This is a genomic window from Tenacibaculum mesophilum, from assembly GCF_003867075.1.
GTDB classification, from domain to species: domain Bacteria; phylum Bacteroidota; class Bacteroidia; order Flavobacteriales; family Flavobacteriaceae; genus Polaribacter; species Polaribacter mesophilus.
Genome location: NZ_CP032544.1, coordinates 1,311,439 through 1,332,500 on the forward strand (window position 1 = coordinate 1,311,439; position 21,062 = coordinate 1,332,500).

At 32.3% G+C, this 21,062-nt stretch carries 15 protein-coding genes, 2 rRNA genes and 1 pseudogene (1 of these 18 running past the window's edge); 6 read left to right on the top strand and 12 right to left on the bottom strand.

The annotated features are described in order from the left end of the window. From D6200_RS06010 to D6200_RS06030, 5 genes are all read right to left on the bottom strand, one after another. The gene (locus D6200_RS06010; RefSeq protein ID WP_240627205.1) at positions 1-1,758 is read right to left on the bottom strand and encodes a DUF349 domain-containing protein; all 1,758 of its coding nucleotides are present in this window, start codon (positions 1,756-1,758) and stop codon (positions 1-3) included. Between the two features lie 86 nt (positions 1,759-1,844). After that, entirely contained in the window at positions 1,845-2,606 is a 762-nt protein-coding gene (locus tag D6200_RS06015; RefSeq protein WP_073183414.1) for a shikimate dehydrogenase family protein, read from the bottom strand. Then, entirely contained in the window at positions 2,587-3,594 is a 1,008-nt protein-coding gene (locus D6200_RS06020; protein WP_073183416.1) for a DUF368 domain-containing protein, read from the bottom strand. Before D6200_RS06020 ends, D6200_RS06015 begins: the two co-directional genes overlap by 20 nt. Before the next feature lie 33 nt (positions 3,595-3,627). After that, positions 3,628-4,551, bottom strand: coding sequence for a DUF368 domain-containing protein (locus D6200_RS06025; protein WP_047790619.1), 924 nt, complete (start codon positions 4,549-4,551; stop codon positions 3,628-3,630). Positions 4,552-4,564: 13 nt separating this feature from the next. Further along, complete coding sequence (locus D6200_RS06030) at positions 4,565-8,923, bottom strand: translocation/assembly module TamB domain-containing protein (RefSeq protein ID WP_240627206.1); 4,359 nt, start codon at positions 8,921-8,923, stop codon at positions 4,565-4,567. 227 nt (positions 8,924-9,150) lie between these two features. On the opposite strand from D6200_RS06030, the gene tsaD reads away from it, so the two are divergent. The 6 genes from tsaD (at position 9,151) to D6200_RS06060 (ending at position 16,288) form a co-directional block, all read left to right on the top strand. Further along, positions 9,151-10,179 (top strand): tRNA (adenosine(37)-N6)-threonylcarbamoyltransferase complex transferase subunit TsaD, encoded by a 1,029-nt coding sequence (tsaD, locus tag D6200_RS06035; protein WP_073183420.1) that lies wholly within the window; start codon positions 9,151-9,153, stop codon positions 10,177-10,179. Between the two features lie 17 nt (positions 10,180-10,196). Continuing rightward, a complete protein-coding gene (locus D6200_RS06040) occupies positions 10,197-12,050 on the top strand; it encodes an LTA synthase family protein (RefSeq protein WP_240627207.1) in 1,854 nt (617 codons plus the stop codon). 57 nt (positions 12,051-12,107) lie between these two features. Beyond that, positions 12,108-12,773, top strand: coding sequence for a M15 family metallopeptidase (locus tag D6200_RS06045; protein ID WP_083574816.1), 666 nt, complete (start codon positions 12,108-12,110; stop codon positions 12,771-12,773). 67 nt (positions 12,774-12,840) lie between these two features. Continuing rightward, positions 12,841-13,515, top strand: coding sequence for a hypothetical protein (locus D6200_RS06050; RefSeq protein WP_073183422.1), 675 nt, complete (start codon positions 12,841-12,843; stop codon positions 13,513-13,515). Positions 13,516-13,657: 142 nt separating this feature from the next. Next, complete coding sequence (pdhA, locus tag D6200_RS06055) at positions 13,658-14,653, top strand: pyruvate dehydrogenase (acetyl-transferring) E1 component subunit alpha (protein ID WP_047790615.1); 996 nt, start codon at positions 13,658-13,660, stop codon at positions 14,651-14,653. A 3-nt stretch (positions 14,654-14,656) separates the two neighbouring features. Continuing rightward, on the top strand, positions 14,657-16,288 hold the full coding sequence (locus D6200_RS06060) for a pyruvate dehydrogenase complex dihydrolipoamide acetyltransferase (protein ID WP_073183424.1): 1,632 nt from the start codon (positions 14,657-14,659) through the stop codon (positions 16,286-16,288). A 65-nt stretch (positions 16,289-16,353) separates the two neighbouring features. Here the strand turns inward: D6200_RS06060 and D6200_RS06065 are convergent, their stop codons facing one another. From D6200_RS06065 to D6200_RS06090, 7 genes and pseudogenes are all read right to left on the bottom strand, one after another. Continuing rightward, positions 16,354-16,869 carry a DJ-1/PfpI family protein gene (locus D6200_RS06065; protein ID WP_083574817.1) on the bottom strand — a complete coding sequence of 172 codons (516 nt, stop codon included), beginning with the start codon at positions 16,867-16,869 and terminating at the stop codon, positions 16,354-16,356. Then, a complete protein-coding gene (locus tag D6200_RS15415) occupies positions 16,826-17,017 on the bottom strand; it encodes a type 1 glutamine amidotransferase family protein (protein ID WP_073183428.1) in 192 nt (63 codons plus the stop codon). Before D6200_RS15415 ends, D6200_RS06065 begins: the two co-directional genes overlap by 44 nt. Positions 17,018-17,122: 105 nt before the next feature. Next, positions 17,123-17,197: pseudogene (locus D6200_RS15560) on the bottom strand (hypothetical protein); the annotation flags it as partial. After that, positions 17,179-17,610 carry a hypothetical protein gene (locus D6200_RS06075; protein WP_073183431.1) on the bottom strand — a complete coding sequence of 144 codons (432 nt, stop codon included), beginning with the start codon at positions 17,608-17,610 and terminating at the stop codon, positions 17,179-17,181. The pseudogene D6200_RS15560 and the gene D6200_RS06075, both read right to left, overlap by 19 nt. Before the next feature lie 119 nt (positions 17,611-17,729). Further along, positions 17,730-18,089 (bottom strand): helix-turn-helix domain-containing protein, encoded by a 360-nt coding sequence (locus tag D6200_RS06080; RefSeq protein ID WP_125064381.1) that lies wholly within the window; start codon positions 18,087-18,089, stop codon positions 17,730-17,732. Between the two features lie 845 nt (positions 18,090-18,934). Then, positions 18,935-19,043: ribosomal RNA gene (gene rrf / locus D6200_RS06085) — 5S ribosomal RNA — on the bottom strand. Between the two features lie 100 nt (positions 19,044-19,143). Continuing rightward, positions 19,144-21,062, bottom strand: a 23S ribosomal RNA gene (locus D6200_RS06090); it runs 954 nt beyond the window's last position.

Consider the following 21,062-nt stretch of genomic DNA (forward strand, 5'->3'; position numbering starts at 1 on the left):
TTATACTAAAGGATTATCTTCTGTAGCGTTTGAAATAAAGCTTAAATTGTTTTCTAACTGTTGCATTTCTCGTACAGTTTCATCTATTTTTTTTCTAATAAAGAACTGTTCACTATCTAATTTTCTATAGTCTTCTTGTGCTAAATATGTATCTACAACGCCTTTAAACTTCATCATTTCAATATCAATTCTGCTCATATCCAATTTATCGAGATGTGCATCCATTGCTTTGTTGAATTTTTCATCCAAATAACGTGCATTTCTTGGCAATGCTCCTAGTGCTCTCCAATCTGCTAAGGCTTTTTCTACATCTTCTTCGGTAGAAATTTCAGCAACTTTAATTTGCTCTACAAATTCTTTCTTAGCCTCTACTACTACTAATTGTTCTTTATTTTCTTCATTCTTATGGGCGTGTAATCTATCAAAATAGTAATTACAAGCATTTTTGAATTTTTTCCAGATATCGTCAGAAAATTTTCTAGGCACATGTCCTATTTTTTTCCAATCTGCTTGAATACGCTTCATAGTATTGGTAGTTTCACTCCAGTCTTCACTATCTTTTAAGCTTTCTGCAAGCTCTACCAATTCCATTTTCTTCCTTAAGTTCTCGTTTTGTGCACTTTTTTCATGCTTGTAAAATGCATTTTTAGCTGAGTTAAACTTTTTAGTTGCTGCTTTAAACTCTTGCCAAACAGCTTCGCTCTTACTGTAAGGTAATTTTCCTATGTCAAAGTATTTTTTTCGTAGTTTTTCTATTTCTACAATACTTTTTTGCCAGTCGTTGTGTGTTTTATTGCTTGATGTATCGTACGCATTTATTTCTGCTGCAACAGCTAGTTTTGCATCAATCATTTCTTGATGCTTTGACTTTAATTCTCTGTAATGCTGATGACGTCTGTCATGAATTTTTTTAGTTGCTTCACTAAACCTTCCCCAAACATCTTCTCTATGTTCTCTTGACACAGGTCCTACATCTTCTTTCCACATACGATGTAATTCTTGTAACTCTTTAAAAGCTACATTAACGTCTTCTACATCATTTAAAGCTTCTGCTCTTTCAATTAGTCGTAGTTTTTCTTCAAGGTTATGTTTAAAATCTAACTCTCTAAAGTCTTTATTTAAATGTAGTAAATCGTAAAAACGTTCTACATGATGATGATATGTTCTCCAGGTATCATTATACTTTGTTTTAGGCACAGCTCCAACACTTTTCCAACGATTTTGAATTTCTTGAAAATCATTATACATCGTTTTTGGGTCAGCATCTTTAATTAAAGTCTTTAACTCTTCAATTAAATTATTTCGTCTCTCTAAGTTTTCTTTTAATTGTTTTTCTAATTGAGAATAGTAAGCATCACGCTTGGATTTATATTCACCTAATAACTTATTGTATTCTGTTTTTGTTGGACTAGAGAATTGAAAATCTATAGAATTTCCTCCATCTGCCAAAAATGCCTCTTTTTTCTTTGCTAATAAAGCCCCAAACTTTGAGTTAAACGCTGTTTTAATAGCATCTACATTTGATTTTAATTGTTGAATTGGATGGCTTTTTAGTAATTTTTTTAATTCATCTACCAATTTTTCTAGCTCCATCGAAGCATAATCAAGCATAGGTATTTCGTGCTTTTCATCTGCTTTTTCAGATTCATTGGCTACTTCATTTTCAACTTCATTAACTGCATTTTCAGTTTCCCTACTAACCTTTGATTGCTCTTCTGTGATTGGCTTTTCTACTTTCTCTTCGTTGTTTTCTAACATATCTACAATGTTTAAGTTCCTTTGATTTAGATTATAAAGATAAGGATTCTTAGAGAATAGCAAATTTTATTTTAGTTTTTAAAATTTTAGCTATTATTCCATATTTTCCAAGCTTTTTCTGCTTGTAGCTCTAACATCTCTAATCCATTTTTTATAGTTGCTCCCTGCTCTTTACCTTTACGTAAAAAAGTAGTTTCTGACGGATTATATATTAAATCGTATAATAAATGTTTATCTGATAAAAATTTATATGGAATATCTGGACAGTTCTCTACGTTTGGATGTGTACCTAACGGTGTACAATTTACAATTATATAATGTGATTCTATAAGTTCTTTACCTATATCTTGATAGGAGATTTGCTTTTTTCCTTCAGGAGTTCTAGATACATATTTATATTTCACTCCTAAGCTTTCAAGTACATAGGATACAGCCTTAGATGCCCCACCTGTTCCCAATATCAAGGCTCTTTTATGATATTTCTTTACTAATGGTTTTAATGATTTTTTAAACCCATACACATCAGTATTATATCCTTTTAATCTCCCTTTCTTGGTTATTTTAATAGTATTAACGGCTCCTACTTTTAGAGCCTTCTTATCTATTCTATCTAAAAAATTAAAAACATCTAACTTATATGGAATCGTAACATTCATTCCTTTTAAGCGTTTTTTATTTTCTTTTATTTTTTCAGGTAGTTCATGTATTGATTGAATATCAAAATTGATATACTCATGATTTTTTAAATCTAATTTTTCAAATTTTTCGGTAAAATATCCGCGAGAAAATGAGTACGAAATGTTCTTTCCTACTAAAGCATATAAATGCTTATTTTCTTTTTTGGTCATAAAAATCAATAATTAGTATTAATGCAATTCCAATAATAATGAATCCTATAGAAACCCATGTTTCTTGATTGTTAAAATTGGGTATAAATCTCTGGTAATTTTCTATAATTTTGTTCCCACTCTGATCAAGCAAAAACACACCTGCTTCTTTTTTATAAATAGTTTCTTTCCATGGCCAAACAACACCTAATGACCCAGTAATAAAACCTATAATAATTGCTGTTACAATTTCATGCCATCTTTTTAAAACATACCCTAAAACATGTGAAATAGACACAAGCCCAAAAGCTGAACCTGCTGTAAAAACTCCTATAATTTTTAAGTAACGAACTTTTACTTGATCATTCAGTACTTCAAAGTTTCCAGACAATAGATTTGTAATTACATTGCCTAATACATTTACACTATCTACTAACAACAAAACATAGTTTCCTAATAATATAAGAATAAATGAGCCTGAAAGTCCTGGTAATGTCATTCCTGAAACTCCTATAATACCACATAAGAAGACAAACCAAAGATTATCATTTTCTGTAGCGGGTGTCATAAAACTAATAGAGATTCCAACTGATGCTCCAATAAATAGTCCTAAAACTGTTTTAAGTTTCCATTCTCCAAAATCTTTCGATATATAATAAATAGAGCCTATAATCATTCCAAAAAACCATGACCATACATACAGTTCGTAATTTTTCAAGAAATAATCTAAAATAAGAGATACACTGAAGTAGCTGAACATACTTCCTGCCATTACCCAAACTAAAAATTGTAAATTGGTATAGGTTGCAAAACTTTTAAAACGTCCATTAAACAACAGTTTAAAAGCTTTACCATTGATTCTTTGAAAAGTATAAATAAGCTCTTCATAAAACCCCATTACAAAAGCTACCATGCCCCCTGAGACTCCTGGTACCTTGTTGGCTCCTCCCATTATCAAGCCTTTTAAAAAAAGGGTTATTTTTTGTGATAGCGTGCGCTCTTTATACATGCGGTTTGATTAGAACGCTAAGTTAGTTATTTTCTAGTGCTTTTTTACTGCTAATTTTTCTAGCAATAAAATAAGTGCAAAACCAATTAAGGCTAAGATTATTGCATACATTAATTGTGGATTTCCATCGTAGGAAAATGGTGAAATAGATAACTCATTAAAAGGGATTTGTTCTCCGTGTGAATTGGTTCTGTATGTCAATACTTTCTTCCAAGGCCAAATTTTGTTTAATGACCCTATTATAAACCCTGTTAAGACAACGAGAGTATGGTTTTTATAGTTTTCAAACAGATACTTTAAAACTCTTGAAAAAAGTAATAAACCTACAATCGCTCCTAAACCAACAACTGTTATAGTTGTTAAATCACGGTTGTTTACGGCTGCTAATACTGGTTTATAGGCTCCTAATAATACTAGTATAAAAGATCCTGATATACCTGGTAAAATCATAGCGCAAATTGCTATTGCTCCTGCTAAAAACATAAATGACATTGAAGAGTTTTCTGAAACCAACGGATTTAGCGTTGTGATGTAATAAGCTAATATAGCTCCCAACATTAGTAAAATTCCTGAAGCGAGATTCCATTGAGTAACTTGTTTTGCTATGTAAATAACACTTGCTAATACTAACCCAAAGAAAAAAGACCATACTAAAACTGGATGGTGCATTAATAACCAAGAAATCATTTTTGCTAACGAAACGATACTAATAAAAATTCCAACAAAAAGAGTTACTAAAAAGTTACCATTTACTTGTTTCCAAGCTGATTTAAAACCTTCTTTTTTTAAAGTTTTAAGTAACTTTAAGTTTATATTACTAATAGAACCTAGTAGTTCTTCATAAATTCCTGAAATAAACGCAATGGTACCTCCTGAAACACCTGGAACTACATCAGCAGCCCCCATAGCAATTCCCTTTAACATGATTACGAAGTAATCTTTAATAGTTCTATTCATAAAAATAGTTTGGTTATTTTTTCTCTTTTGATTTAAAATTTATCAATCCTTTTTTCTTTGGTTTTAAGGTATCTTTTTTTACTTCTTTCTTCTTTTCTTTTTTATTTAACCCTAATTTTTTCCCCAAGTCACGTAAATTATTAAAGTTAACTTGATAAGAAATCCCTACTCCTTGTGTATATCCTTCTTCTTCTGTGGAATATTGCACTTCATTTTGGCGATTAAATACTGTACCTCTTAAATTACCTTCTTCATTTAAAAGGACCTCTACTTTTACTTCTCCCACTACACTGGTTTGTGTATTAGCTCCAACAGGAACTCCTACTTTACCATTAACCAATACCCTATCACTTAATTGCGTTGATACAGATACATCTACTTGATCGTCTGAATTAAGGTTGTCTACATCTCCTCTATCTCCTTGTGTATATCCTACTCCTAACTGAAATTTATTTCCATCGCTATTTAACATATTTGTCAAAATTCCTGAAGCTATTTCTGAAGCTGTTCCTGTAATTCCTGAACTTGCACTACTTCCAATAGCATCTGGATTATAAAATGTACCGAAGGCTAACAAAAATGAAAAGTGCTGCATTTTAGTGTTTAAGTCATTCTCATTTAAAATAAATTCTAACTCAGAACTTACTGTTGAGTTTGCATTTGGTATTTTAATATCAAACTCTTGTTTTGAACTAAATAGACCTCCTGTAATTTTGGTGTATAAATCAATTGGAATCTTACGATTTGAATTAATGTTATCTAATAACTGTGCTGGGTTTGCTTTGGTTCTATATACTGCTGTTATATCTAAATCGGCTTCATAAGGATCTCCATTCCAAGAAATAGTTCCTCCTTTTTGTACAATAAAGGGTTTTGTTATTCCTGCATACTTAAAATTATAAAAACCATTATCTACCGTAAAGTCTCCAAACATATTAAACTTACCTCGTGTATCAATATCAATTCTAAGGTTTCCTTCTCCACTTCCTTTTAACTCACTTCCTGAAACTTTATCTATTACAACTTGTGCTACAGCATCTTTTGTTACGGCTAGATTAAGTCTTAAGTCAAGACCTTTAATATCTCCAATAACTTTTCCTTTAGTTCCTTCTTCTTCTTCTCCTGTTTTAAATCTAATTAACTTGTAATTATCAATTGTTTTAACATCACTTAATGGAATTACAAATAAAGTTCCTTTGTTTGTTTTTCCGTTAACCTCAATATCTAAAAAGCTAGTAAGCCCTCTAATTTTAGCTTCTCCATTTAAAAAACCTGTTCCATAATACTGAGATTCTTCAGTTTCTTGTGTGTCTAAAATCAGTAAATTTTGTGTATTGATATCAAAATTTAAAAACCAATCTTTAAAGTTTTGATGTACAATACTCCCAGATAAATCTCCTTGTGTAAGATACTTTGTATCCTCTAAGATTATGTCTTTTAGTATAAATTCTTGTTTGTCTAAAACAACACTTGTATTTCCTTTAAGATCAAAATCTACATTTAAATACGGAAAAGCTAATCCTGCATTTTCAAAATTTAAAACTCCGTTAAAATCAGGATTTCTTAAATAACCTGTTGCTGTAAAATCTCCTGTTACTTTTCCTCTTAGTTTAGACAATACATCTTCTCCTAATGGACTGAAAGCAGCAATATCATATTCTTTCAAGTAAATATCTAAATCTATAATTGGCCTATCCTTTGAAAAATCAATTCCACCAGTAGCAGATATGTTTTTTGCATTTTTATTTTCTAGAGATAGATTAACATTGTATTTTTCATAAGAATTATCTCCCGTAACATTTAACGCCAAATTTCCTTGCGAATAATTATTAATGTCAAAATTCTCTATGTATAAATTACCAACTGGAGCTATCGTTTCATTTTCTTGTTTAAATGCTAATTGTCCATTTAATTTACCATCTAATTTTAAACTATCGATAGGGGGTAAAAAGCTAGCTAATTTAACTTTATTAAAATCTGCTTGAAAATCTTTGTAAGTACTATCTCTTAAAACTCCTTTGAAATCGATTCTTTGTTCTCCCGATTTCAAAATAAATGGGCTGATTGTAAATTCATCTTTTTGTAAATCAAATGTTACTTTGTTATTTTTATCATCATTTGGATTTACCTCCCAATCAAACCCCTTGTAATATAGCTTCGATTTTTGAATTCCTACTACAGATTTTTGAAGTTCATTGATTGTATAGAAAAAATCTAAACTAAAACTTTCTTCATAATTTTTCCCTCCTTTAAAAACAGACTTAAAGAATAGCGTATCATTTTTGGTACGGTTTAACAAGTTTAATTTCTCAATGTTATAATATTTTGTATTCACCTTATTTGCAGTTAAGTGAGTACTATAAAGCGGGTTTTTATTATCTAATCTTAACACCACTCCTTCTATTATATTTTTATACGCGTTTATTTCTGGAGATTCAAACGTTAGTTTTAATGAGTTTTTATCTGAATTAATACGTCCTTTTAATCGTGTATTCTTTCCTATAGAAATATTTGGTAAAAAAACATCTATAATTTGATTATAAATTGTAAAGTCAAAATCTAAAAACTGATTTGGCGCTACTTCATGCGGACGATAGTTTGTATACACACTACCTAAAGCATTTTGAGTAATTGGTAACAGCTCTTCGAAAGAAAATTTACCTTTAAGAGATCCTTTTACAATATCTGATGAATTTACTTCAATAGTTTTTATACTATCTTTTACTGATGAATTTACTTCAAAGCTCTTGAATGGGTAGCTTTGTTTTTGATTTGTATAAATTAAGTTTTTGAACGTTGCTTTACCAATAATATCATCAAACGTATTTCCTGAAATATTTAAATTAATATTCCCTTTTAATTCAGAAATACTATCACGGGTAAACAAATTTGTCTTTTTTAAATCAATTCTATCAACATCAGCGATAAAATCAAATTTGTTAATCTCTGATGAAAAATCTGCTAGTCCTTCAAATTTCAACTTAAAGTTATCATCATCCGCATTAAGTAAACCGTCAAACTTTTTATTTTGAAACTGTCCATTTACTTGTAAGTTTTTGTATTCATACTCATTAAAGAACAAACTACTTACTTTTCCTATTATTATGGTGTTTACATTATCTACATTAAACCCACTCCCATTAACATCCGCTTTTAATGAAACAGTTCCTAATACAGGATCATTAGCAAAGACTCCAAGATCAAAATTTTTAAACTCTACCTCTCCTGTATACTCAGATTTATCAATATTATCAATATTGGTTAATTGAAGATCAGAAATTGCGGTTCCAATTTCTGATTTTACTGATACTGTAGCGTCCATTTGTTGTGGAGTTACTCTTACTATTCCATTCAAAGTAAAATTTCCTAGTCTTTGAAATTCTGTTGGCAATGTTCTTCCTAATAAATTTGGTAGTACATTTCTTAGTTGATAATAATTTGCTGTAAGATTATCTAAGTCCGCATCAAATACAAAACCCCTACTAGTTTTAACTGCGTTAACAAACCCCATGTCTCCAATAATTCTCATACCTCCTTTTGAGTGTACTCTTACATTACTAGCACTAAAATTGTTCAAAACACCATCAATATCTCCACTTATATAAAGAAAATCGTGTCCGCCAATTTCACTATATAGTTTGTTTAAATCTCTTACAGAGACTACACTTTCTTGAAATTTAGCCTTTATCCTAACTTTATCATTAAAGTTTACAAAATCTTTGCGATTATAGGTAAATTTAACTTCTGCTTGCAATTTTGTGTCATTGTCTGTTGCTAAAATTGTATTACTAAAATCCATAAAGGATTTTGTATATGTAAAATCGGTAGCTAAGTTTGATACATTTACTCCCCTGTTTTCAGTAAAGTACATGTTTCTTATTTTCATAGAAACATCAGGGCCTATAATAGAAAAATCATTTAATTCAGCTCCTGCTTTATACGCTGCAAATTCAAGAGGGTCTTGTTTATTTTCATCCATTAACTTAAAAGTTAAATCATCTAAAGAAATTTTATCACTTTTAAGAACAAACGGTGCAGCTAAACTATCTTTAGGTTTTCCGTCTTCAAAACTATCTATAAAAATAGACATATTATCATTCTTTTCACCTTTATATGTTTTCATATAAAAATGAACGCCACTTAAAGAAGCTTCTCCTAAATCTACTTGATTTTCTAATATACGTTTAGCATTTTGTAAAGAAGTAGTTAGATTATTCACAAATATTAAAGTGTCTTTGTGATGGTCTCTAATCTCAATTTCTTTTAACTGGACACTTCCCAACCAAGACAAATCAATTTTTTTTACAACTATATTAGTATTAAATTCTTTATTCACCCAATTAGTTGCTTGTTTAGCAAGTTGACTTTGCACAAAAGGGAGAGATAGTAAAATAAAAAGCAAGAGTAAAAAAAGTACTGTATACTTTAGTATTTTACCTATTATGTTTCCTAATCTTTTAATAACTTCCTTTATTTATAATCTTATTTAACAAAAGTAATCAGCAAACAGCAAAAATGCTGCCTTATTTTAAAGAAATGTTTTTTTTAACTAAAATCTAACGTAATATCAATATTTTTGTCCTCTAAATCAGAAAAGATTTGAGTGCAAAAAACATCTATATTTTAGGTATTGAGAGCTCTTGTGATGATACAAGTGCTTCAATAATTTGTAACGGAAAGGTATTAAGTAATATCGTAGCAAACCAAGAAGTACATGCTAAATATGGTGGTGTAGTTCCTGAATTAGCGTCAAGAGCACATCAACAAAACATTGTTCCTGTTGTGCAACAAGCTATTGAACAAGCTGGTATAACTAAAAACGATTTAAATGCAATTGCTTTTACTCGTGGCCCAGGGTTAATGGGCTCATTACTGGTTGGTACTTCTTTTGCTAAGTCTTTAGCCTTAGGGTTAAACATTCCTTTGATAAATGTTAACCATATGCAGGCACATATTTTAGCTCATTTTATTGATGAAGAAGGAAGTAGAATACCTCCTTTTCCATTCGTTTGTTTAACAATTAGCGGTGGACACACGCAAATTGTAAAAATTACCAATCATTTTGAAATGGAAATTTTAGGTGAAACAATTGACGATGCTGTTGGGGAAGCTTTTGATAAATCTGCTAAAATTTTAGGTCTGCCTTATCCAGGTGGACCTTTAATTGATAAATATGCGCAATTAGGAAACCCTAAAGCTTTTAAATTTACCAAGCCTAAAGTTGGTGACTTAGAATTTAGTTTTAGCGGATTAAAAACTGGAATCTTATACTTTATTCAAAAAAACGTAAAAGAAAACCCCAATTTCATCAAAGAAAACCTTAATGACATCTGTGCTTCTATTCAATACACTATTATTGAAATTTTGATGGATAAGCTTAAAAATACTATAAAACAAACTGGTATTAAGCACATAGCTATTGCTGGTGGTGTTTCTGCTAACTCAGAAATACGAAAACGTTTAATTTTAGCTGAAAAACATTGGGGATGGACAACATATATTCCAAAGTTTGAGTATACCACTGATAATGCTGCTATGATTGCCATTGCAGGGTATTTAAAATATTTAAAAAACGATTATTCAGATATTTCTGTAACAGCTAAAGCTCGTTTAAAAGTTACAGAGTAAACCTTTTTCATACTAGAATGACTAATTTTAAAAATAGAATCTTATTTAGTTTTACATATTATTTTCTATGGGTAGTATACTTTTTACTTGCCCGTCTTTTATTTTTAATATATTATTTTGATAAAACCTCTGAATTAAGTTTTATCACTACGCTAAAAACATTCGTGTATGGTATTCAATTAGATTTTTCTTTTGCTGCATACTTGGCTGCTATTCCTTTTCTAATTATTTTGCTATCAATATGGATTCCTAGAAGAATTATTGGTTATATTATTAAAGGGTATACTTTCCCTATTCTTTTAGTTATTAACTTGTTTATGTTAACGGATATTTCCTTGTATAAATTCTGGGGAGTTCGTATAGATGTTACTGTCTTAAATTACATTAATACTCCTAAAGCAATGTTGGCTTCTGTAAGTACTTTACAATTAGTTGGCGGACTTTTTGCTTGGGGATTACTTTCGGTAATTACTATTTACTGTTTTAATAAGATATTGAACAAAGTTCTTAAAAAGTTGAATAAGAAGCATTTTTTAGAAACTCCTATATTTTTATTATTAATTGCTAGCTTAATAATTCCTATACGAGGTGGTTTTGCCAACATTCCTATTAATCAAAGTAACGTATACTTCTCTAAAAATATGTTTGCAAATCATGCTGCGGTAAATTTTATCTGGAACTTTGCTAATACAATTACTCATAAAACCGACGGCAAAAACCCGTATGTTCACTATAAAAAAGATATTGCTAAAAACATCATCAACAAAACTAAAAATCAGCTTTTAACAGCTAATACAGATTCTATCTTAAATACTAAAAAACCAAATGTCATTTTACTTATTTGGGAAAGTCTCTCTGCTAAAGCAGTTGGTGCATTAGGAGGTGAACCTGATGTTACTATAAACCTAAACAAACTAGCTAAAGAAGGTATTTTGTTTATTAATTTCTATGGAAATGGAGACAGGACAGATAAAGGGGTTCCTGCTATTTTAAGTGGCTATTATCCTCAGCCTACAAAAAGCATAATGAAAATTCCATACAAAGCAAGAAAGCTACCTATACTCACCAAAGAGATGAAAAAATTAGGGTACAATACTAGTTTTTATTATGGTGGGGATAGTAATTTTGGGAATATGATTACCTATTTACGTAATGGTCAAATAGATAAAATTGTTGATGGAACTGAATTTGACAAAGAAAACTGGAATTCGAAATGGGGAGCGCATGATCACATCTTTTTAGACCGATTTATGAAAGATTTATCTTCTCCTACCCTTAAAGAACCTTTTTTTGAAGTAGCTTTAACATTAACTAGTCACGAACCTTACGAGTTCCCTGGCGAATATAAATTTGGTAAAAGTTCTGTAGAAAATTTATACAGAAGTGCACAAGCATATACAGACAAAGCTATAGGTAAGTTTATTCACAAAGCTAAAAAACAACCTTGGTGGAATAACACTTTGGTTATTATTTTATCTGACCATGGACATCCATTACCTAAACACAAAGGTTATTTTAACTCCCCTAAAAGATTTCAAATTCCTATGGTTTGGTTAGGTGGTGCTCTTAACAAAACAGGTATTACTGTTAATAATTTTAGCGCTCAAAGTGATTTAGCATATACTTTAACTGACATATTAGGAGGTAATCCAGAAAAATTTCAATTTGGAAAAAATATTTTTAATAATTCTGAAAATCAATATGCACATTATGTGTTTAATAAAGGATTTGGTACAGTTTCTAAAAACGGAACCTTTGTATACGATTATGTAAGCAAAAAACCTGTAATACAAGAAGGTAATTACCACCCTTTAGATTCTTTAGGAAGAGCTATTAGTCAAAACGCTTATCAAGATTTTTTAGATAAATAAAAGTTAATCTTTCATTAAGAGAGAAACTGTTAAAATCCATTTCATTACTTTTACCCTATGAAATGGATTTTATCGTTATTTTTACTTGCCGCTTTAAGCATTCAGTCTCAAAAATTACCTGAAGGTTTTACATATATAAAAGAAGTGTCTCCTACAATACAAGGGGAATTAAGATATTGTCATACTAACAACTTTATGGGGGTCCCTGTTAATGGATATGAAGAAAATATTCTTATAGCTACCACCCCTACTGCTAAAGCTTTAAAAAAAGTCCAAAATGAGTTAGCAAATCAAAAATTAGGTTTAAAAATTTATGATGCTTACCGTCCTCAAACAGCAGTAAATCATTTTGTAAAATGGGCTCGAGTAATGAATGATACATTAATGAAACAACAATACTATCCTGAGGTTAATAAACGTCATTTATTTAAAAAGGGATATATTTCTTCAAAATCTGGTCATTCAAGAGGAAGCACTGTAGATTTAACAATTATACGCCTAGAAACAGGCGAAGAGTTAGATATGGGAAGTCCGTATGACTTTTTTGGAGTTTCATCTCATATCACCTATGAAAAACTTACTAAACAACAAAAAAAGAACAGACAACTATTACAAACTGTGATGCGTAAACATGGTTTTAGACCTTACAGTAAAGAATGGTGGCATTTTACCCTAAGAGGAGAACCTTTCCCTAAAACCTTTTTTGATTTTCCTGTAAAATAACTAGTTTTAATCTTTTATTTTAAAATCACTTAAAAATCGGCATTATATTTGCTTAGATTTATTTACAATGATGAAAATAATACCAACACTTGTAATCATTTTTTTATGTAGCATTACATCCAATGTTCTTGCACAAATGGATGGTTCTGTTAATAGTAAAAAAAAGGGAAATTCTGCTTTTGGTGTTATAACTGCACCTGTTAAAGAAGTAAAAAAACCTAAAGCGTTAGATTTTGACAATAACAATGGATTTAAAACTGCACATAAAGAACAACAAAAAGAACTTCAAAAAAGACAAGCTCAAAGAGATTTAGAAAATAAAGGAATCTTAACTAAAGCTAAAATTGCAGAAGAACAATACTTAAAATCATTCAAACAAATAAATGGAATGTATCAGTATCCTGTTATTGATCAGGACTTAGGGAGTTTTAGTACTAAATCAAAAAGTGTTAACATTATTTGTAGGGATTATCAATATCCTGACGGAGATAAGGTTACCATCTATATAAATGATGTACCTGTTGTTAGCAACCTTATACTAAGACAACGCTATCAGTCCTTTAATATTCCTCTAGATAAAGGAATCAACACTATAAAAATTGTAGCTTTAAACCAAGGTACCTCTGGTCCAAACACAGCCGCATTTAAAATTTATAACGATGCAGGTATGTTAATTTCATCTAATGAGTGGAATTTAGCTACAGGTGCTAAAGCCACTATAATTGTAGCTAAAGAACAATAATTACACCTTTACACTTCTCCAAAAACCTTTCTTCAACTTTTAGTAATAACTTTTTTTAAATTACTAAAAACTACTTATTTTTGTAGCTACGTTTTGTAATAAGTAAAGCAAACAAACATTTAAATAAACAACTAAGTATATAATGAAGAAAATCACCAAAGAAACCTATATCAATTGGTATAGAGACATGCTATTTTGGAGAAAATTCGAAGATAAGCTAGCTGCAGTTTACATTCAACAAAAAGTAAGAGGTTTTTTACACTTATACAACGGTCAAGAGGCTGTTTTAGCCGGTTCATTACATGCAATGGATTTGACTAAAGATAAAATGATTACTGCTTATCGTAATCACGTTCAACCAATTGGTATGGGTGAAGATCCAAAACGTGTTATGGCAGAGTTATATGGTAAAGCTACAGGTACTTCTCATGGTATGGGAGGTTCTATGCACATCTTCTCTAAAGAATACCGTTTCTATGGTGGTCACGGAATTGTAGGAGGACAAATTCCATTAGGTGCTGGTATCGCTTTTGGAGATAAATACAAAGGTAGCGATGCTGTTACTTTATGTTATTTTGGTGATGGAGCTGCACGTCAAGGTTCTTTACATGAAACTTTTAACATGGCTATGAACTGGAAATTACCAGTAGTATTTATTGTAGAAAATAATGGATATGCTATGGGAACTTCTGTCGAAAGAACTGCAAACCATACTGATATATGGAAATTAGGCTTAGGTTATGAAATGCCTTGTGGACCTGTTGATGGAATGAACCCTATCAAAGTAGCTGAAGCTGTAGATGAAGCTATTCAAAGAGCTCGTCGTGGTGATGGTCCTACTTTCTTAGAAATGAAAACATACCGATATAGAGGTCACTCTATGTCAGATGCTCAACATTATCGTACAAAAGACGAAGTTGAAGAGTATAAAAAAATAGATCCTATCACTCAAGTTTTAGATGTCATCAAAGAAAAAGAGTACGCTACAGAAGATGAGATCAAAGCAATTGATAAAGAAGTAAAAGATATGGTTAAGGAATGTGAAAAATTCGCAGAGGATTCTCCATATCCAGAGCTTAATCAATTATATGATATGGTATATGAACAAGAAGATTATCCATTTATAAAATCTAAGTAAACTATGGCTACAATTATAAACATGCCTCGCTTAAGCGATACAATGGAAGAAGGAGTGGTAGCTTCTTGGTTAAAAAAAGTAGGTGATAAAGTTGAAGAAGGTGATATTTTAGCTGAAATCGAAACTGATAAAGCTACAATGGAATTCGAGTCTTTCCATGAAGGAACTTTATTACATATCGGAGTTCAAGAAGGCGAAACAGCTCCTGTTGATAGTTTATTAGCTATTATTGGTGAAGAAGGAGAAGATTTTTCAGCATTATTAAATGGAAACACTTCCGCTTCTGCTGAAACAAAATCAGAAGAACCTAAAACTGAAGAGCCCAAAGCAACATCTACAAATACTGCTATTCCTGAAGGAGTAAAAGTGGTAACCATGCCTCGTTTAAGTGATACAATGACTGAAGGTACCGTTGCTTCTTGGTTAAAAAAAGTAGGTGATAAAGTTGAAGAAGGTGATATTTTAGCTGAAATTGAAACTGATAAAGCTACAATGGAGTTCGAATCTTTCAATGAAGGTACTTTGTTACATATCGGTGTTCAAGAAGGTGAAAGTGCTCCTGTAGATAGTTTATTAGCTATCATTGGTGAAGCTGGTACTGATGTTTCATCATTAGTAGAAGCTCATAAAGCAGGTACTTTAAATAACAACTCTTCTGAAAAACAAGAAGAAGCTCCTAAAGCAATTGAAGAAAATAAAACAGAAACAGTAGCTACTCCAGTAGAAACTGCATCAAATAATAAAGGTGGACGTATTTTTGCTTCCCCTTTAGCTAAGAAAATTGCTAAAGACAAAGGAATTAATTTAGCAGATATTAAAGGTTCTGGAGAAAATGGTCGCATCATCAAAAAAGATGTTGAAAACTATAGTCCAACTGCTAAAGTTGAAGCTCCTGTAGCTACAAGTACAGCTACAACTCCATCAGCAGTAACTAATTTTACTACTGCAGCAGGTGAATCTATAGAGGAAGTTAAAAATTCTCAAATGCGTAAAGCTATTGCTAAAGCACTAGCTAATTCTAAATTCTCCGCTCCTCATTTCTACTTAAACATAGAGGTAGATATGGACAATGCTATTGAATCTAGAAAGATTATTAATCAGATGCCAGAAACAAAAGTATCTTTTAATGATATGGTGGTTAAAGCTTCTGCTATGGCATTGAGAAGACACCCTCAAGTTAATACTACTTGGAATGATGATGTAACAATATACAATAAACATATAAATATAGGTGTAGCCGTTGCTGTACCTGAAGGTTTAGTTGTACCTGTTCTTCGTAATACAGATTACATGAATATCAATCAAATAGATATTGAAGTTCGTCAATTAGCGTCAAAAGCTAGAAATAAAAAACTAACTCCTAACGAAATGCAAGGAAGTACGTTTACGGTATCTAACTTAGGAATGTTTGGTATTGAAAGCTTTACTTCAATTATCAATCAACCTAATTCTGCTATTTTATCGGTAGGTGCAATTGTACAAAAACCAGTAGTAAAAAACGGAGAAATAGTGGTTGGAAACACTATGAAGTTAACCTTAGCATGTGACCACAGAACGGTTGACGGTGCTGTTGGAGCTCAGTTTTTACAAACCTTAAAAACTTATTTAGAGAATCCAGTTACAATGTTAGCTTAATATTCAATAAATTATAAATAAAAAACTCACCTTTGGTGAGTTTTTTTTATGAAATCAAATCTACTTTATTTGGAGTTAATAATATTAATTACCTCTCTTACCAATTTAGGTACCGACGCTGGATTTTGACCAGTTACTAACCTTCCATCCACTTCTAGATGTTCATCTGCTACATCTGAAAAAAAGAACTTTCCTCTATGATCTTCAACTGTTTTTCTTATTAAAAAAGAAAAACTTTTAAAATATTCTTTTTCTTTCTTTTCATGATCTTCAGGAAACCCATTTACTCGCTTGTTTTTTACCACATACTCACCGTCACTTTTCTTTAGAAAAACAATTCCAGCAGTACCATGACACACTGCACTGATAACACCTTCTTGCTTTTCATAAATATCCATAGCTATTTTTTGTATTTCCTTATTCTTAGGTACATTAAACATAGCACTTCCACCTCCCACATAATAAATTGCTTTATAGCTAGACGAATGAACTTCTGTTGTTTTTTTAGTCGTTTTTAAAGCATACATAAAGTCATTATCATACAAGTATTTTTTTCTTATTCTTTTCAGATGTATCCACATATTTTAAAGGAATTGCACCTCCTTTGGGACTAATAATATCTATATTAAACCCAGCTTCCGTAAACATTTTATAAGCCAATACTATTTCATCAAAACTATTTCCTGTTGGTATATTAGTACCTACATAATAATCTGTATTAGAAACCACAAATAAGATTTTATTTCCTGTCTCATAAGAAGCTTCTCTAGTTGCGGTTTTACTTATAATTTTCCAATTATTCGCAAACTTCTTCAGTAAAAAAAGATCTACAAACCTCCATTTACGATTAGGTATTAAGATTTCAACTTTTGCCGTAGCAATATCATTCGTTATATCAACTGAAATGATCTCTCCTGTCCCCTACCATTAAACTCTCCCTTTTTGTTTGATGAAAAAAAATTTGAATATTCTTCAGTACTAAACTGTTTAAAGCCATCTTTTCCTGTTAAATAAAATGTTACATATTTGTAAAAAGAGTTTTTAAGAGTATTCATTTTATTAAAAGAACTTCCTTCAATATAATTATTAAGCGTCTGTTCAATCAATTCTTCATCTGAAGGAGATAAACTATTAATCCCTGAACGATCTATATTTCCATAAAACAAACGATCTCCAGAAATAAAACTCTTACCATAGTTAATTACTTTCTGTTGTTTACTTCCATAAATACTGGCTAGAAGTTTCCCTTTAGTATCTTCTTTTTCTTGTGAAAAACTAAACAGAAAAAAGAAAGACACTACTGCTGTACATATAAATTTCATTTTAAAAGGTTTTTAATTTGAATTCAAACCTCTTAAAACAATCTTCCTTTTTAATGATGTCCTATAATTTAGGCGTCCTAAATTATAATTCTGTACTAAAAACCTTATAAAAACTGCTTTTAATATTGAGCTGGAGTTTGCCTAACAACCTTTTTAAAGGTAGCATAAAAGTTTGATTTTGAAGAAAAACCAGCTTCAAAACCAATATTTTCTAAAGTAATTTTATGATTCTCTTTCAATAGTTTCTTCGCCTCCTCAATGCTATACTCATTTAAAAACATTGCAAAGCTTTTTCCTAAGTTATCATTTAAAAATTGAGATAATTTATGAGAAGATATACCCATTTTAGCTGAAATATCAGATAACTTCATATCTGAATTCTTATACAACTCTTGCTCTCCCATCAAAGCATTTAATTGTAATTTCAAAGAGATTACTTCATCACTTTCAATCTTTTTTGCTGAATATTTTTCAGGCAAATCTCTAAAAATTGACTCTCTATTTTTCTTAGAGAGAAACAATAGTACTAGACCATAAAACACAATAGAAAAAGTAACCGTTCCTACAAAATAGAAATTAAAATACCCAATAATGTACGCTAGCTAAATTAATAAGTTACTCATATAAACAGCAACCAACCAAACTTCTGATGTCATCCAAGTTTCTTTTTTTTAAAATAGCTTTTTGAAAATATCTTTTAGAATAAAACCTGACAATACAACATAAACACCCCAACCAAATAAATAAATAGGTATTCCAAAAAAGAGTATCTATTGCATGTGGTTTTATGACTCCTACTATAAATATTACTGGGAATAATATTAAAAAATGAATTTTCCAGTTTAATGGAATTTTCTTCGTCTTAGTTACAGAAGACTTTAAATAGTAATACAACGAGATTCCTATTAAAAAACAAGCAGATAGTCCTATCTGGACAACCCATAAATTTCTTTCTTCCCTAGGAGTAAATATTGTGTAAACAGACTTCCCTATTCGCACTGTTAAAAAGAAAGTCAACAGCCCAAACAAAAAATTAGGAACTCTTTTTGTTTTATCTATTAATAAAAAATAGATACTCACCAATAGACCATTAAAAACACCTAAAGAGCAAATAAAAAATAAAACTTCGTTATATAAACTCATTTCGTATTTCTAAAACGTAAATATTTAAAAACAAATTTCAATGTACAAATCTTATTTAGTATAGTTACTTCTTTTATAATTATAAAAATAACGGGCAAAGGATTAAAAACTACGAGATACAGCAATCCCAAAAATAAGATCAAAAAAAAACCTCAATCTTTAAAAGATTGAGGTTTATAAAGAAAGGCAACGACCTACTCTCCCACCTGTGGCAGTACCATCGGCGCTAATGGGCTTAACTTCTCTGTTCGGAATGGTAAGAGGTGAGCCCCATTGCGATAATCACCTTAAATCGTTTCAGTATATTTCAACTGTAAAAGTTAACATATTAGTAAAATCATATCATAAATTCATCAAAGAGTTTGCTCCCGGCCACTAGGACCGGGATACGTACATAAGCCTATGGGTTATTAGTACTACTCAGCTACATACATTACTGCACTTACACTTATAGCCTATCAACGTGGTGATCTTCCACGACCCTTTAAAGAAATCTCATCTTGTGGTGGGTTTCGCGCTTATATGCTTTCAGCGCTTATCCCTTCCCGACGTAGCTACTCTGCAGTGCCCCTGGCGAGACAACAGATACACTAGAGGTCAGTCCAACTCGGTCCTCTCGTACTAAAGTCAGATCCACTCAAATTTCTAACGCCCACAGCAGATAGAGACCGAACTGTCTCACGACGTTCTGAACCCAGCTCGCGTGCCACTTTAATGGGCGAACAGCCCAACCCTTGGGACCTTCTCCAGCCCCAGGATGTGACGAGCCGACATCGAGGTGCCAAACCCCCCCGTCGATGTGAGCTCTTGGGGGAGATCAGCCTGTTATCCCCGGAGTACCTTTTATCCTTTGAGCGATGGCCCTTCCATGCGGAACCACCGGATCACTATGCTCTACTTTCGTACCTGATCGACCTGTATGTCTCTCAGTCAAGCTCCCTTATGCCATTGCACTCTACGCACGGTTACCAAGCGTGCTGAGGGAACCTTTAGAAGCCTCCGTTACTCTTTTGGAGGCGACCACCCCAGTCAAACTACCCACCACGCACTGTTCTCATTGCTGAGTTAGGCTCTAGATAAGCAAAGGGTGGTATTTCAAGGATGACTCCACAACGCCTAGCGACGCCGCTTCTAAGTCTCCCACCTATCCTACACATTACTTATCCAAAGTCAATACGAAGCTATAGTAAAGGTTCACGGGGTCTTTTCGTCCCGCTGCGGGTAATCGGCATCTTCACCGATACTACAATTTCACCGAGCTCATGGCTGAGACAGTATCCAGATCGTTGCACCATTCGTGCAGGTCGGAACTTACCCGACAAGGAATTTCGCTACCTTAGGACCGTTATAGTTACGGCCGCCGTTTACTGGGGCTTCATTTGATTGCGTCGCCGAAGCTAACAACTCCACTTAACCTTCCAGCACCGGGCAGGTGTCAGGCCTTATACATCATCTTTCAATTTAGCAAAGCCCTGTGTTTTTGATAAACAGTCGCCTGGATCTTTTCACTGCGGCCAACATTGCTGTTGGCGACTCTTCTCCCGAAGTTACGAGTCTATTTTGCCTAGTTCCTTAGCCATGAATCTCTCGAGCACCTTAGAATTCTCATCCCAACTACCTGTGTCGGTTTACGGTACGGGTTCTTATAACCTGAAGCTTAGAGGTTTTTCTTGGAAGTTTTTAGGCACACTATCCACGCATCCGAAGACTTGTGGTACTATCACACTTCAGCTAAACCAGCGGATTTGCCTACCAGTCTAATACCTAAATGTTTCAACGAACTATTCCGTCAGTTCGCGGTGCTTTCAGTACTCCGTCACCCCATCGCAATTATAAGAAGTACAGGAATATTAACCTGTTGTCCATCGACTACTCCCTTCGGATTCGCCTTAGGTCCCGACTAACCCTCAGCTGATTAGCATCGCTGAGGAAACCTTAGTCTTTCGGTGAGGGGGTTTCTCGCCCCCTTTATCGTTACTTATGCCTACATTTTCTTTTCTATACGTTCCAGCATGCCTCACAGCACACCTTCAGCACATATAGAATGCTCCCCTACCACTTTTAAAAGTCCATAGCTTCGGTAATATGTTTATGCCCGATTATTATCCATGCTCGACCGCTCGACTAGTGAGCTGTTACGCACTCTTTAAATGAATGGCTGCTTCCAAGCCAACATCCTAGCTGTCTGGGCAGTCAAACCTCGTTTTTTCAACTTAACATATATTTGGGGACCTTAGCTGATGGTCTGGGTTCTTTCCCTCTCGGACATGGACCTTAGCACCCATGCCCTCACTGCTGAAAAACATTTT